We start from the raw sequence: 15134 nt of genomic DNA on the forward strand, positions 1-15134 counted from the left end.
GACATTTTCTTTTCTAACCGTACATCTTCCGGTATTCGGCCGGATTCAGCCCTGTCGCCCGGTGAAAGGTGTGGGTGAAATGCTTTCTGTCACTGTAGCCCACTCTCTCACAGATCTCAGCCACAGGAAGGTTCGTCTCCCGCAAAAGAGTTTTGGCCTCCTCCATCCTTACTCTGGTCAGATACTTGGCAAAGCCCTCCCCTGTTTCCTTTTTGAAAAGGGAGCTGAAATAGCTGGCGCTGAAGCCCGCCGCCTCACAGACCTCCTCCAGTGTAATGGGCTCCTGGAAGTGCTGCATCACATACTGCTTGGCCATCCGGATCGGGCGGCTGACCTCATTTCGTCTCTCGCCTTCAGCCACCATGAGAAGCTCCTCCTGCCTGCGGGACAGAAGCTCAAACAGCTCCCTGCCGTCTGCGCACTGATATAAATCCTGGTCAAATTCCCGCTGAGCCTTCTGAGCGTCCCCGTGAACCATCCTGGCAATAAACAGCCGGCCCGCAGAGAGTACCAGCCCGAAAATCTCCCTTCCGCAGACTCCCTCCTGATTAAGAGCCCTCTCCTGCATGGCTTCGACCGCCTCTGCTGCCTCCCTGACATTCAGCGTCTCTATGGCATGCTCCATATCCCTGGCGTAGCGGTCCAGGATCTCCTGAACCGGAAGCCCGGAAGCTCTCGGAACGTGTTCAAACAGCCGGCCCGGCCCTTCTATCAGCCGTTCTGCCAGAGCGTCCTGGGCCCCTCTCAGGGAGGCAGGCAGATGCCCGGCCTCCCCTGTCCAGTCTCCTAAAGCCGCCGAAAAACGCACAGGTCCAAACATCCCGTTTCCTGCCTCAAGCTGTCCCAGGCAGAAGCGGAATGCCTTTCTCACCTGTTCTCTTCTGTCGGAGTCGCAGCTTAAAAGGCCATACCCTGTATAGCCTCTGAAACAGAAAATCACATCGCTGCAAAGCCCCTTAAGCCCTGCATTCAGGATCTCCTGAACCTTTTCCCTGACAACCTCCGCAGAATTTCCAAAGGCTCCCGCCCGGCAGTCCAGCTTCACCAGAAACGCCTGCCCTTCAGAAAAGTCGAAATAGTAGGTTTCCTTTAAAATCTGATTCGTAAGGACAGGAGGCTGGGCGGACATCAGATCGTCAATGAGGCTGTTTCTCAGCCTCTTCAGGTCATTCTGGCTCTTTTTGTACCTGGCCTCCCCAACCTCCCGCCCGGCAGTCCTCTCCTCACACCGCTCCTTCATCTTTCGGAGGGTTTCCATCAGCTCGTCCTTCTTGATAGGCTTTAGCAGATAATTTCCGACGCCATATCGGATCGCTGTCTGGGCATACTCAAAATGAGCATATCCGCTGATGATCACAATCTCCAGCTCCGGGCGAAGCTCCTTCGCCCGCCTGATAAGCTCCAGGCCGTCGCAGCCCGGCATCCTGATGTCGGTGATCAGGATATCCGGCCTCTCCCTCTCTATAAGCTCCAGGGCCTCAAGTCCGTTCTCCGCAAGCCCTGCCACCTCCATGTCAAGAGCTTCCCAGTCGCCGAGAGCCTGAACCAGCCGGCAGATCAGCCTTTCATCATCAGCAATGATCACTTTCAGCATTGTCACACTCCCCCTTCGGCGGGATAGCTCTCTCCACCTCATCCTCGGAAGGAATGCTCGGGATTCCTCCCGGTCTTTCTGTGGAGAGGCTGGCAGCCGTACATGCGAAGGCGCCGATCCGGTAAAGCTCCTCCTCACTCAGCTCCTCCGGTCTCTTTCCTGTCCTTAAAAGCCGGCTCACCGCGCTTCCCCCGAATATGTCTCCTGCCCCTGTGGTGTCTATCGGCCTTACCTTCGGGCATGAGGCGCCGGCAGAGGCATGTCCGTTTGACAGATAGCAGCCCTTCGGCCCCAGTGTAACCATGGCAAGCTTTACCCCGTACTCAGAAATCAGCCTTCCCGCCGCCTCCTCAGGGCTTATCTCTCCCCACAGAAACTGCGTTTCCTCATCGCTGATCTTCACCACATCCGCCCTGGAAAGTCCCCAGAGGATCTCCTGCCGCGCCGCCTCCTTCGTTTTCCACAGAGGAAGGCGAAGGTTCGGATCAAAGGTGATCATCTTTCCCCTCTCTTTTGCATAGCCGACTGCCTTTCTGGTGGCCGTCCTGACCGGATCATCCGTCAGGCTCAGAGTTCCGAAGTGAAACACGCGGCTCTCGTCGATCAGGCCAAGATCCACCTCCTCAAAGCGAAGGCAGGTGTCGGCTCCCGGCTTTCTCGCAAAGCTGAAGGAGCGCTCCCCGCCCTCGGAGAAGGTGACGAAGGCGAGCGTTGTAAACACGTCCCTGTCCAGGATAATTCCCCTTGTCTGGATTCCCGCTTTCTTAAGAGTTCCGATCAGAAGACGGCCGAAGGCATCGTCGCCCACCTTTCCCACAAAGGCAGTTCTGGCGCCGTAGCGGTTCAGGGCAGCCAGGAAATTGCCCGGCGCCCCGCCCGGGTTGGCCTTCATAGAAGGGTATCCCTCCTCATCGGCTCCTGCAGAGGCAAAATCAATTAAAAGCTCCCCAAGCGCTGTCACATCATACATAGCTGTTTCTCCTCTCCTATTTATCATCCTTCCGGGCAGACCGCAAAGCGCCTGCGATAAAGCAGAAGCTACCTGGCCTTCGGATATTCATTGCAGAGCAGACGGTACGGCGGCTCGTCCTCCTCGATGGCCGGGAAACGGCCTACCTTTTCGTAGAATCGGTTGTCCGTATTGTCGTCATTGCACTGGCTCACCTCTCCTAACAGCACAGGTCCGCTTCCCTTCTCCACCTCGAAATCATGGTAGAGATAAGGATAGATCGTAATGCTCTCCCCAGGAGTCAGGCGCACCTGGGTTCCCGCCGGAACCACCATCTCCCGGCCGTCTACGTGGACGTGAACCTCGCTCTCCCGATCCAGCTCCTCATCCTCTGTGGAATTGTATACACGGATCAGCACATTTCCGCCTCCCCGGTTGATGATATCCTCCATCTTGGACCAGTGAAAATGCATGGGGGAATACTGTCCTTCTTTAATGTAGAGGAGCTTCTCTGCATACGTCTTTGTATACTTGTCTCTCATTCCCAGGTTTCCGTTTCTGATCGTGATCAGCGAGAAGCCTACCTCATCAAATTTTCCCAGGCCATAATCGGTAATATCCCAGCCCAGCATATTGTCACGGATCTCGTCGTACTCATGCCCCTTCTCCTTCCACTCCTCCGGGGTAAAGCTACAGAACGGCGGGATGGCAAACCGGTACTCCCTGATCATAGCCTCCATCTCCCTTAATGCCGCATTGATTTCACTTCTCTTCATAATAACCTGCCTCCTTTACTTTTCCTGCCTTTGCGCTTTTCTTTCCTGTTTTCTTTCTTAGTATTCTTTCTTAGTTTTCTTTCTCAGTCTTCTCTCTTATCTTCTTTACTTTTTATGCTTCTTCCTGATACCTGTTTTTCTTCTTTTCTCTGAGTCCGTTGAGGGCGGCTGACAGAGCTCCGTAGTCTCCCAGCTCCTCCCCAAGCCCTGCGGGCACAACCCGGCAGGAGGCAAGACTCAGAGGCAGAGCCTCTCTTTTCAGAACCTCCTCCATGGGCGTTCTCAGCCGCTTCTCCTGGCGGAGGAATATACTTCCTATCACAATCAGCTCCGGATTCAGAATGTCCACCAGCACGGAAAGCCCAAGTCCCAGCATCCTGCCCGTCCTTCTAAATATTTCCAAAGCCAGCTCATCCCCCTGATCCGCAGCCTCTGCGATTCCTGCTGCAGTGGAAAAAAGCTCTCTCTTCTCCTCCAGTCCTCTTTCTTCTGCCAGGGCCCGTCCCATTCTGCCGATTCCGCCTCCGCTGCAGAATCCCTCAAAGGAGCCGGCCTTTCCAAAGCCCACCGGGCCGGTTTGGGAAAGCCTGATATGCCCTGCTTCTCCTGCCATATCGCAGGCGCCACGGTAGAGATGTCCGTCCAGAATCAGTCCGGCCCCAAGCCCTGTTCCGAAGGTCAGAAACACCATATTCCTCGTTCCTTTTCCCGCTCCCCACAGCCATTCGGCCAGAGCGCAGGCATTGGCATCATTTTCCAGAAAAGCCGGCACGCCGAAGGCCTCCTCAAAGGGTGTGAGAATGTCAATGCCGTCCCATCCTGGAAGATTCGGCGGAGAGAGTATGAGCCCCCGTTCCGAACTGAGAGGCCCGCCGCAGCTCACGCCCACAGCCGAAAGCCTGTTCTGAGGGGCAGATGAGAGCAGCCTGCCAAGAGAATCCTTCATCCGCTCCACAGCCTCCCGGGGCGTCCCGGGAGTGGGAAATTTTTCCCTGCACAGAAGCTCCACCTGCCCTTCCTGTGCCCTTCCCAGGCTTACAGAACACTTCGTTCCTCCAATATCAATTCCTGCCAGATATTCCATTTTCTCTCCTCCCGGGCACCGCGATTCCATTTTTCTCCTGCTATCTTACCATGCCGGAAAGGATATTGCAATTTCCTTTCACCGCTTACTGCACAGAGAAAAGGGGATGGCCAAAAGCTCCCTGCCCTTTGCTCCATCCCCTTTTGGAACCGCCTTCTGCGGCCCGCTATCTGCCCTGGTTCGGGCTGTCATTTTTCAGTTCATTTCCAGATCCAGACTGCCTTTGCGGCCTTTCCATTATTCCTTCTTGAGAACTGATACACCTGTGTCTGTTGTAGCTCCGCCCAGGTCCTCTCCTTCCAGAGCCTGTACGCATGCCTTAACACCCTCATAGCCCATTACATCCGGGTTCTGAGCCATGGTGCACAGAAGATATCCGTCGTCGATTAAGCCAAGGATTGCATCAGACTTATCAAAGCCGACACCGATAATCTCGCTGTTTCCGGAAGCCTTGATTGCATTTCCGGCACCTGTTGTGGAGCCCTCATTGCATCCGAAGATTCCTACAACGCCCTGTGTAATGTAGTTCTCGGCAATGCTCTGGGATTTTGCTGCATCTCCCTCGCCGTACTGTGTTTCAAGAATCTCATAGTCTGTTCCCTCAAATGCAGAGCGGAAGCCTTCCTCACGCATAACGGTGGAATCGGTAGCTGCGTTTACATTGATGATTCCGATAGAGCCGGAGGTAACGCCTGCTGCCTCGAGAGCCTTGATCATCTCCTCGCCGGCTGTCTTGCCTGCTGCCTTGTTGTCTGTGGAGAAGGTTGCCTCTGCCTCTACATTGGCTGGAGAGTCAACATACACAATCTTCACACCTGCAGCTGCAGCCTCATTTAAAGCGGAGGAGATAGCATCCGGGCCGTTAGCTGCCACCATAATTGCCTCATATCCGCCTGCTACCGCGTTGTTTACGCACTCGATCTGCTGCGCGTCATCCTTTGTGTTCGGGGACATGAAGGTTACGGAAACGCCGAGCTCCTCAGCCGCCTTCTGAGCTCCCTCATTTAAGGTAACCCAGTGCTGGTCAATGGAGTCCATGGTAATCAGGGCGATCTTCCACTCCTTGCTTGCCTTCACATCTGCACCGGCCTCAGCCCCTGCTTCGGCTGCCTCTGTGGTCTTCTCTGCTGCAGTGGTCTCAGCCTCTGTTTCCGCTGCCTTTGTTGTCTCAGCCTGCGTTCCTGCGGCCTCCTGTGTTCCTGAACTGCATCCTGCCAGAGAAACTGCTGCCAGACATGCGGTGCACAGAGCTGCTGCCAACCTCTTTTTTTTCATGTTTTTTTCCTCCTGTTTTTTCTTTTTTTCTATCCATCAGCGCCTTGCGGCGTCAATGATATTCTTCTTGCGATTCTGCCTGTCCGGTATCTGCCTTGCGCTATTTTTCCTGCACGGAAGATGTATGTCTCTTCTTAAACAGACCTTTTCTGAACACTACGTCGAGAAGCACTGCGAACACTACGATAACGCCGATTACCAGTCTCTGGATTCCCACCTGCACGCCGATCATGTTGAGGCCGTTTTCAAGAGTCTGCCATACAGCCGCTCCTGCCAGGGTTCCCAGAAGGATACCTGTACCGCCAAGAGGTGAAATTCCGCCGATTACGCCTGCCGCTACCGCGTACATCTCATACATGTTTCCTGCTTCCATATTTCCCATGTTGGCCTGTCCGCAGAGGATTAAGCCTACCACGAAGGAACAGAAGGCGCTGACGATGTAGGTCTTTGTCACTGTTGACACTACGCTGACGCCTGAGAGCTTTGCTGCCTCCACGTTAGAGCCGATCGCATAAATATGACGGCCGGTTCTCGTCTTGGAGAGCAGGAAAAAGAATATTACAAACAGAATAATGGCAATCCAGAAGGTGTTGTAGACACCGGCTGTCTTTCCGTAGTAGAACAGATTCTGAAATCCGTCTGCCGCCTCCTTGCCGATTCCGGAGCTGATAGCGTCTGTATTCCTGTTTCCGTTTACCATGTAGGCCACGCCTCTGGCCACGAACATAGTTCCCAGTGTTGCGATAAACGGGGGAAGCTGGCATTTTCCAACCAGAATTCCGTTGATTACGCCGATTGCCAGACAGCAGCATAACGTAATCATAATCGCCACCGCCGGGGTAATGCCGTGGGTCATAAGCGTCGCCGAGATCATGGCGCTCATTCCCACCACAGAACCGATGGAAAGGTCAATGTTTCCTGTAATAAGCACATAGCTCTGTCCGATACCGATAATCAGGTATTTGGACATGGAGCGCAGAAGGTTCATCACATTCTGGCCCGAAAAGACGGTGGGGTTAATCATACCGAAGGCGATATAGATGACAATCAGACCTACAAACGCCGTCATGGCTCCCCTCATTCCGCGTATATTCAAAAATCGTTTTAATGGATCCTGCTTTTTGCTGTTCATGTTCATCCTCCCCTTACTTTGCTCCGGCCTCCAGCTTATTCTCAAACTGGGTTGCCAGAGTCAGGATGCCGCTCTGAGTCGCCTCCTCTGCGCTCATCTCCCCAGTGATGCGTCCGTCGCACATGACAATGATCCGATCCGCGATTCCCATGACCTCCGGCATCTCAGAGGACACAAACATGACGGCAATCCCCTGTTTTTTCAGATCGTTCATCAGATTATAAATCTCTACCTTGGCGGCCACGTCGATTCCTCTCGTAGGCTCGTCAAAGATCACGACTCTGGAGTTTCTGGCCAGCCATTTTCCCACAACCACCTTCTGCTGGTTTCCGCCGGAGAGGTTGCCTGTGTTTACCTCCACACTGGGCGTCTTGACCTTCAGGTTCTCCACCACCCGGTCACACATCTCCAGCTCCTTCTGGCTGTTAATGACTCCGAATTTATTGCAGATCAGATCCAGATTCGGAAGGGCAATATTGTGGCGGATGCTGAGCTTGGTGCACAGCCCATCCTTCTTTCTGTCCTCCGGCGCAAGCACGATTCCTGCCCGAATCGCATCCTCCGGCTTCCGTATGGTCACCGGCTTTCCGTCGAGAATAATTTCCCCGCCCTCCTTCGGATCCACGCCGAAGATCGCTCTCGTAGTCTCTGTCCGTCCGGCTCCCATCAGCCCTGCAAAGCCCACGATCTCCCCCTCATAGAGGGAAAAGTTTACATTCCGGACCATATGCCCCGCATTCAGGTTTCTTACCTCCAGGACCTTCTTTCCCTTCTCGCAGGACACACGCGGGAATTTTTCCTTGATCTCACGGCCTACCATGTTCGCAATAATCTCATCCAGCGTCGTATCCTTGAAATTCATGGATGTGATGAACTGCCCGTCCCTCATAATCGTAACCCGATCTACGATGTGGGACAGCTCCTCCAGCCTGTGAGATATGTAAACGATGCCGCAGCCTTTCGCCTTCAGATCCCTGATAATTCGGAACAGATCCTCGATCTCCCTGGCTGTCAGGGCCGATGTGGGCTCATCCATAATCAGGATTCTCGCATGGGTAGACAGAGCCTTCGCAATCTCCACCATCTGCTGCTTTGACACAGGAAGCTCTCCGACCACCTGCCCCGGATCCATGTCAATTTTAAGCTCCTCCAGGATCTTGGCGGCTTCCTCCTCCATCTGCGCGTTTGAGAGGACGCCTGCCTTTACCTTTTCCCGTCCGAGGAACATGTTTTCCGCCACCGACAGATGGCGGCACATATTCAGCTCCTGGTGGATAATGGCGACACCGATCTCCTGGGCCTGCCTGGGAGTCAGATCTCCGTACTCCTTCCCGAAAATTTCAAGGCTCCCTTCGTCCCTGGTATAGACGCCGCTGAGAATCTTCATGAGGGTACTCTTCCCTGCTCCATTCTCACCTAAAAGGGCCATCACCTCACCGGAACGAAGCTCAAACTGCACATGGTCAAGGGCCTTGACACCCGGGAAATTCTTGCTGATATTTTTCATGGAAACAATCGTTTCACCCATCTGTACCACCTGTTTTCCCTTCCCTTTTGTTTCAGTTATCTTTTCCAATATATTTTTATTATATCAGAATGTTTTTGTGCAATTAAGGGGTGTAATCTTTTTATTGTAGGGGATTTTTTATTGAATTTGTATTTATAATATATTTTTCGCTTTATTTATTTGTGTATTTTTGATATGAACGTATGATTCAGACAGTTCAAAATGTCCTTATGCTTTGATGCCGTTGGCAGTCTGCCGGCCTTACGGCCCTCCGGCCAGGCGGAGTGATGGAAAAGCACACCACTTTCCGCCTTTGGCCGCGGCGGGTCTTCTTTCCTGTCTTAACAGAATACGGCAGGCTTTATATATCTTCCGGAAGCCGGTTTTTAGCTCTTTTAGCTCCTCCCTTCTCCATCCTGAAATACAGCCAGCCGCCCAGAACCACAGACAGAAATTCGGTAACCGGCACTGCCAGCCACACACCGGTCAGTCCTCCGGCCTCCGCCATAAAAAACGCCATGGGGATGAGCAGCACAAGGCCTCTCAGAAGAGAAATCACCTGGGCCGGCACCGCCTGTTCCACTGCGGAAAAATAGGTGGTGAGCACAATGTTGAGTCCCACGAAAGGCACAGATATAAAATACAGTTTCAGTCCGATAACCGCTATCTGACCCATCCTTACACTATTTTCACTGTTAAAAATGCCGACGATGGGCTCTGCAAGGCCAAAAAGCCCTCCATAGATCAGAACGGACAGAGCTAATACAACTGCGGCTGCCCAGCGCAGAAGCTGCACTTCCCTCTCTTTTCTTCCGTACCCGTACTCCCTGCTCACCAGAGGCTGGATTCCCTGTCCGACTCCTGAGTATACAGCCACAACTACAAGAGCGATATTCGCAATCACGCCGTAGGCAGCTACCCCGGTGTTTCCCTCCAGCTCCAGAATGATTTTATTAAATACAATCATGACAACTCCTGATGAGAGCTGAGCCAAAAGCGAAGGGAATCCCAGGGAAACATTCATCTTTACCTGTTTTGGCAGGAGGCCTGTTTTCACTGCATGGAAGCCCTTTGACCGCTTCAGCCAGTGCGGTGACATAATGGCAATTCCTATAACAGGGGCGAGGCCTGTGGCCAAAGCTGCCCCGAAAATTCCCATGCCCAGAGGGAACATGAAAACATAATCGAGAATGATATTGGAAAAACTGCCCCCGATAGTGGCTGCCATGGACATTCCCGGATTTTTATCATTTCTCACAAAGCAGAGAAATATGTCATTCATCAAAAAGGCCGGTGAAAAGAGCATGAGGACTTTTAAATACGTATTTGTCATCTCAAGCACAGCCTCGTCCGCCCCCAGCAGGACGGCGAGCCTTTCTGAAAACAGGAGTCCCGAAAGGACAAAAAAGACTGAACAGGCCCCTGCCAGAAAAAGCGTATTCGTGAACATGAGGTTCGCCTCTCTGTCCTCGCCTCTGCTTTTGCATATGGAGAACCTGGTCGCTCCTCCCATGCCGAGCATCAGCCCTGTTCCATGGATCACATCATAGATCGGTATCGCCAGATTAAGGGCGGCGAGGCCATCTGTTCCAAGTCTCTGGGATACAAAAAATGTATCTGCCAGAATATAGCAGGAAATTGCCAGCATTCCTGCTACGCTGAGCGATATATACTCTGCAAACTCTCTGTAGATCTTTCCCATATATACTGTCTCCTCCATGTTGTTTTTGCCTGATAAAAACCGGCTGCCGGTTTCCTGCAGAGGGCTGGAAAGGCGCAGGGCGCTTTCCTCTGTCAAAAACCCCTGTCAAAGAAAAAGAGCGCTAAGTTTTGTATCTACTTCGGCCTAACGATACAAAATTTAACGCTCTTACCCGGCGGCAATCAATCTCTATAAAGCTGTGTGTAAGAATAGCAGAAAACTTCAGGTCTGTCAACTAAAATTTAAAGTCCATTTTCCCGCAGAACCGGCAAAGCTCTGGCTCTCCGCTGCCATGTCTCTCTACTTCTGATTAATATAGTTGACCAGCCCTCCGGCTTCAATGATCTTCTGCATAAACGGCGGGAAGGCCTGCCCCTCAAAGCTCTCCCCTGTGGTCTTATCTGTAATCACTCCGCTGTCAAAGTCAATCTCCACCTCATGTCCTGCCTGTATGGAGGCAGCAGCCTCCGGACATTCGATGATGGGAAGGCCGATGTTGATGGCATTCCGGTAGAATATCCTGGCGAAGGTCTCTGCAATGACGCAGCTGATGCCTGCGCATTTGATGGCCAGAGGCGCATGCTCCCTGGAGGATCCGCAGCCAAAGTTCTTCTCTGCTACAATAATATCCCCCTTCTGCACCCGGTTCACAAAGTCTTTGTCTATATCTTCCATGCAGTGCTTCGCAAGCTCCTCCCCTTTTGTGGCATTTAAGTACCTTGCAGGGATAATTACGTCTGTGTCTACGTTATCTCCATATTTGAATACATGTCCGCACGCCTTCATCTCTTCTCCTCCTAGTCCATAATCTCACAGGGGCTGCTGATCTTTCCCGTCACCGCGCTGGCAGCCGCCACTGCAGGGCTTGCCAGATAAACTTCCGAGTCCACATGGCCCATGCGGCCTACAAAGTTCCTGTTTGTAGTGGAAACGCAGCGCTCCCCGGCCGCCAGGATTCCCATATAGCCGCCCAGGCACGGACCGCAGGTGGGGGTGCTCACAACTGCTCCCGCTTCGATAAAGGTTTCCATGAGTCCTTCCTTAATGCACTGAAGGTAGATGGCCTGTGTAGCGGGGATCACGATGCAGCGGACTCCTTTCTTCACCTTTCTTCCCTTTAAGATCTCCGCGGCAATCCGCATATCTTCCAGCCTTCCGTTGGTGCAGGAGCCGATCACCACCTGATCGATGGCTACATCGCCTGCTTCGTCAATGGTTTTTGTGTTCTCTGGAAGGTGAGGGAAGGCTACAGTCGGCTTGAGGGCAGACAGATCGATGGTATAGACTGCCTCATACTCTGCATCCTCGTCTGCCTCGTAGATCTGAAACTCCCGTTTCGAGTGCTCCTTCATATACTGGACAGCCTTCTCATCCACAGGGAAAATTCCGTTTTTCCCGCCTGCCTCAATGGCCATATTGCAGATGGTAAACCGGTCATCCATGGACAGATTCCGGATTCCGTCGCCTGTAAATTCCATGGATTTATAGAGGGCTCCGTCCACTCCGATCATTCCGATAATGTGGAGGATCACATCTTTTCCGCTCACCCATTTTCCCGGCTTTCCTGTCAGCACAAATTTGATGGCAGACGGAACCTTGAACCAGGCCTTTCCGGTCACCATTCCGGCAGCCATGTCGGTGCTCCCCACCCCTGTAGAAAAAGCGCCGAGGGCTCCATAGGTACAGGTATGGGAGTCTGCCCCGATCACCGCATCCCCGGCTACCACCAGGCCCTTTTCCGGCAGGAGGGCATGCTCAATCCCCATCTCTCCCACGTCAAAGTAGTTGGAGATCTCATGGCGGCAGGCGAAATCACGGCAGCACTTGCAGTTTTCAGCTGACTTTATGTCCTTGTTGGGGATAAAGTGATCCATGACAAGGGCAATCTTGTCCTTATCGAATACGGTCTGGGTTTTCATTTTTTCCATCTCTGCGATAGCTACCGGGGAGGTGATGTCATTTCCGAGAACTAAGTCGAGATCCGCTTCTATTAACTGGCCGGCTTTCACCGACTCAAGGCCGGCATGGGCGGCCAGGATTTTCTGAGTCATAGTCATACCCATGGTTATAATCCTCCTTGGAATGGTTGATGGTCTGCGGCAGCAGTGCCAGGCTCGATTCCGCAGTGCACAAGCTCGATTCCGCTTCGCTTCATCTCGCTCGCGGGCTCGCGCCCTATGAAAACAGGCAGGCACAATTCCTCTTATGTGCAAGCACGACGTGGAATTGTGCCTGCCTGTTTTCGCACTGCTCTCTGCTGTCGCGAAAAGTCTATTTACATCTTACCATAGGGGCTGGTATAATACCAATATATATTATGAATAGGAAATATAAAGTTCGGTTATAGATTTTATTTTTCCTGTTTTCTTTTCGTAATCTTTCAGAGGTGAGTATATGGAACAGCATTTATCGCAGTACAAAATTTTTTATGCCGTCGCTAAGGCAGGAAATATTTCGAAGGCCGCTAAGGAGCTTTTTATCAGCCAGCCTGCTATCAGCAAGGCGGTCAGCAAGCTGGAGGAGAGCCTTGGCGTTCCGCTTTTTACGAGAAATTCCAGGGGGGTTCAGCTCACGGTGGAGGGGCAGGTGCTCTTCAGCCATGTGAGCAATGCGTTCGATACCCTGAACCGCGGTGAGAATGAGCTTCGCAGGATCAAGGATTTCAATATCGGACAGATCAAAATCGGAGTCAGCAATACGCTCTGCAAATATGTGCTTCTCCCCTATCTCAAGGGCTTTGTGGAGAAAAATCCCCACATTAAAGTGACGATTGACGGACAGTCCACTGCCAAAACCGTTTCCAAGCTGGAACAGCAGCAGCTGGATATTGGTCTGGTGGCGGAGCCCAAGACGAAGCGGAATCTGAAATTTATTCCTCTTATGCAGATTGAAGACGGGTTTGTCTGTACGAAGAGTTATCTGGAAAATCTGTATCTCAGAGAGGGACGCGAGGCGGATCTCTTTTCGACAGGCACCATCATGCTGTTAGACCGCAGCAACATGACACGAACCCACATCGACGCCTGGTTTGCGGAAAATGACATCGAGCCGAAACAGGTGCTGGAGACCACTACTATGGATCTGCTGATCGAATTTTCAAAGATCGGCCTTGGCATCGGCTGCGTGATCAAGGATTTCGTGAAAAAAGAGCTGGAAGAGGGAAGCCTTATAGAGATTCCCCTTACAGCCCCCATACGCAGGAGGACCATCGGCTTTGCCTACAATCCGTCCTACGCCACAAAAACCACCAGCCAGTTTATCAGGTTCTGTCTGCCGGAAAAAGAAAACGGCCAGTCTTCTCTTCTCTAAAAACAGAGGATGCGCCATCACCCTTTGGGGCAATGACGCATCCTCCGTTTCATAATCTTGAGGTATAGTAAATGTTCTTGCAAGCAATAAAATAAGAAAGCAACGATGACCATTCAGGATAGCCACGCCGGGCGTTTAAAGCCTTAGTTGTCCAGCAGCTTGCTGCTGTCGTTCCAGCTGTAGAGCTTTCTTAACTCCTCGCCGGTCTTCTCCAGCTGATGAGCTGCCTCTCTCTTTCTCATGGCGTTGAAATGCGGGCAGCCAACCTGGTTCTCAAGGAGCCAGTTCTTTGCGAAGGTTCCGTCCTGAATGTCGGACAGAATCTGCTTCATGGCCTTCTTTGTCTCGTCAGTCACAATCTTCGGCCCTGTGATATAATCACCGAATTCTGCGGTATTGGAAATAGAATATCTCATTCCTGCGAATCCGCTCTCGTAGATTAAGTCTACAATCAGCTTCATCTCATGGATACATTCAAAGTATGCGCTCTCAGGCTCATAGCCAGCCTCGACGAGAGTTTCAAATCCAGCCTTCATCAGGGCTGTCACACCGCCGCAGAGCACTGCCTGCTCACCAAACAGGTCTGTCTCTGTCTCCTCGCGGAAGGTAGTCTGAAGAACGCCTGCCCTTGCTCCGCCGATTGCCAGAGAGTAGGCTAAAGCCAGGTCATGAGCCTTGCCTGTGTAGTCCTGGGCAACTGCGATTAAGCAGGGAACGCCTCTTCCGATCTGATACTCGCTTCTCACTGTATGGCCGGGTCCCTTTGGAGCGATCATGGTTACATCAACATTCTTCGGAGGAACAATCTGTCCGAAGTGGATGGCAAATCCATGCGCGAACATCAGCATATTACCTTCTTTAAGGTTTGGCTCGATAGACTCCTTGTACATCTTCGCCTGCTTCTCATCGTTGATTAAAACCATGATAATGTCGGCGCGCTTTGCCGCTTCTGCTGCCGTATATACTTCAAATCCCGCAGCCTCTGCCTTGGCCCAGGATTTACTTCCCTCATAGAGGCCGATAATTACGTGGCATCCGGATTCCTTTGCATTTAACGCGTGGGCATGTCCCTGGCTTCCGTAGCCGATGACCGCGATGGTCTTTCCCTCTAATAATGATAAGTTGCAGTCCTCCTGATAATAAATCTTTGCCATTTTCTTTTCCTCCTTAGGATGCAATAGATATGTGATAAAAAGCGGATCGCCGACGACTCTCTGTCCGCCTCTGGCAATGGCTTTACTCAGCATGACACGTCAGTTTTTAAGGGAGGTATCTGACGTCCTCCGTTCCTCTTGAAAGTCCGGTCACGCCGGTCCTTGCAAGCTCCAGAATCTCGTAATCCTCCAGAAGATTAATCATAGCGTCCAGCTTTGACTGATCACCTGTCAGCATTACGGTTACTGACTCCTTCCCCACATCCACAATGGACGCACGGAAAATCTCTGCGATGGCATTGATAGCCATACGCTCGCTGGCATTGGCCCTCACCTTCACAAGGATCAGCTCCCTGTATACGGAGTGGCCCGCCCGAAGCTCCTTGATGTCGTAAACATCCTCCAGCTTTCTGAGCTGCTTTTCAATCTGCTCCAGAATTTCCTGATCTCCCTGGGAAACCACTGTCATCCTGGAATATTTGGGATCTGCCGTCTCTCCAACGGTCAGACTCTCAATGTTGTAACCGCGGCGGCTGAACAGCCCGGCCACACGGCTCAGTACACCTGCTGTATTGTCCACCAGCAGGGATAATACGATTCTGCTCATGCCATTACCTGCCTTTATTGGGAAAGTCCGTTTGGTTATCAACAA

At 52.1% G+C, this 15134-nt stretch carries 13 protein-coding genes; 1 reads left to right on the forward strand and 12 read right to left on the reverse strand.

Features of this window, described 5'->3' with window-relative positions; all coding sequences use genetic code 11:
• Window positions 1–13: 13 nt before the first annotated feature.
• From DW757_RS12065 to leuC, 10 genes are all read right to left on the reverse strand, one after another.
• Complete coding sequence (locus DW757_RS12065) at window positions 14–1594, reverse strand: response regulator (RefSeq protein WP_118751819.1); 1581 nt, start codon at window positions 1592–1594, stop codon at window positions 14–16.
• Window positions 1572–2564: a carbohydrate kinase gene (locus DW757_RS12070; protein WP_118751820.1), complete on the reverse strand. Its 993-nt coding sequence runs from the start codon at window positions 2562–2564 to the stop codon at window positions 1572–1574. Before DW757_RS12070 ends, DW757_RS12065 begins: the two co-directional genes overlap by 23 nt.
• A gap of 68 nt (window positions 2565–2632) precedes the next feature.
• Window positions 2633–3319, reverse strand: coding sequence for a D-lyxose/D-mannose family sugar isomerase (locus DW757_RS12075; protein ID WP_118751821.1), 687 nt, complete (start codon window positions 3317–3319; stop codon window positions 2633–2635).
• Window positions 3320–3431: 112 nt separating this feature from the next.
• Window positions 3432–4403, reverse strand: coding sequence for an ROK family protein (locus DW757_RS12080; RefSeq protein ID WP_243033644.1), 972 nt, complete (start codon window positions 4401–4403; stop codon window positions 3432–3434).
• Between the two features lie 237 nt (window positions 4404–4640).
• On the reverse strand, window positions 4641–5678 hold the full coding sequence (locus DW757_RS12085) for an ABC transporter substrate-binding protein (protein ID WP_118751823.1): 1038 nt from the start codon (window positions 5676–5678) through the stop codon (window positions 4641–4643).
• A gap of 100 nt (window positions 5679–5778) precedes the next feature.
• Window positions 5779–6810: an ABC transporter permease gene (locus DW757_RS12090; protein WP_015544709.1), complete on the reverse strand. Its 1032-nt coding sequence runs from the start codon at window positions 6808–6810 to the stop codon at window positions 5779–5781.
• A gap of 13 nt (window positions 6811–6823) precedes the next feature.
• Window positions 6824–8338, reverse strand: coding sequence for a sugar ABC transporter ATP-binding protein (locus DW757_RS12095; protein WP_015544708.1), 1515 nt, complete (start codon window positions 8336–8338; stop codon window positions 6824–6826).
• 340 nt (window positions 8339–8678) lie between these two features.
• Window positions 8679–10019 carry an MATE family efflux transporter gene (locus DW757_RS12100; RefSeq protein ID WP_243033647.1) on the reverse strand — a complete coding sequence of 447 codons (1341 nt, stop codon included), beginning with the start codon at window positions 10017–10019 and terminating at the stop codon, window positions 8679–8681.
• A gap of 300 nt (window positions 10020–10319) precedes the next feature.
• Entirely contained in the window at window positions 10320–10805 is a 486-nt protein-coding gene (leuD, locus tag DW757_RS12105; protein ID WP_008395161.1) for a 3-isopropylmalate dehydratase small subunit, read from the reverse strand.
• An 11-nt stretch (window positions 10806–10816) separates the two neighbouring features.
• On the reverse strand, window positions 10817–12082 hold the full coding sequence (gene leuC / locus DW757_RS12110; RefSeq protein ID WP_118751824.1) for a 3-isopropylmalate dehydratase large subunit: 1266 nt from the start codon (window positions 12080–12082) through the stop codon (window positions 10817–10819).
• Between the two features lie 331 nt (window positions 12083–12413).
• Here leuC and DW757_RS12115 point away from each other — a divergent pair, with 331 nt between their 5' ends.
• The gene (locus tag DW757_RS12115) at window positions 12414–13328 is read left to right on the forward strand and encodes a LysR family transcriptional regulator (protein ID WP_118751825.1); all 915 of its coding nucleotides are present in this window, start codon (window positions 12414–12416) and stop codon (window positions 13326–13328) included.
• 143 nt (window positions 13329–13471) lie between these two features.
• Here the strand turns inward: DW757_RS12115 and ilvC are convergent, their stop codons facing one another.
• Complete coding sequence (gene ilvC / locus DW757_RS12120) at window positions 13472–14482, reverse strand: ketol-acid reductoisomerase (RefSeq protein ID WP_118751845.1); 1011 nt, start codon at window positions 14480–14482, stop codon at window positions 13472–13474.
• A 106-nt stretch (window positions 14483–14588) separates the two neighbouring features.
• The gene (ilvN, locus tag DW757_RS12125) at window positions 14589–15089 is read right to left on the reverse strand and encodes an acetolactate synthase small subunit (RefSeq protein ID WP_015545224.1); all 501 of its coding nucleotides are present in this window, start codon (window positions 15087–15089) and stop codon (window positions 14589–14591) included.
• Window positions 15090–15134: the final 45 nt, after the last annotated feature.

Source organism: Clostridium sp. AM29-11AC, assembly GCF_003480545.1.
GTDB classification, from domain to species: domain Bacteria; phylum Bacillota; class Clostridia; order Lachnospirales; family Lachnospiraceae; genus Otoolea; species Otoolea saccharolyticum_A.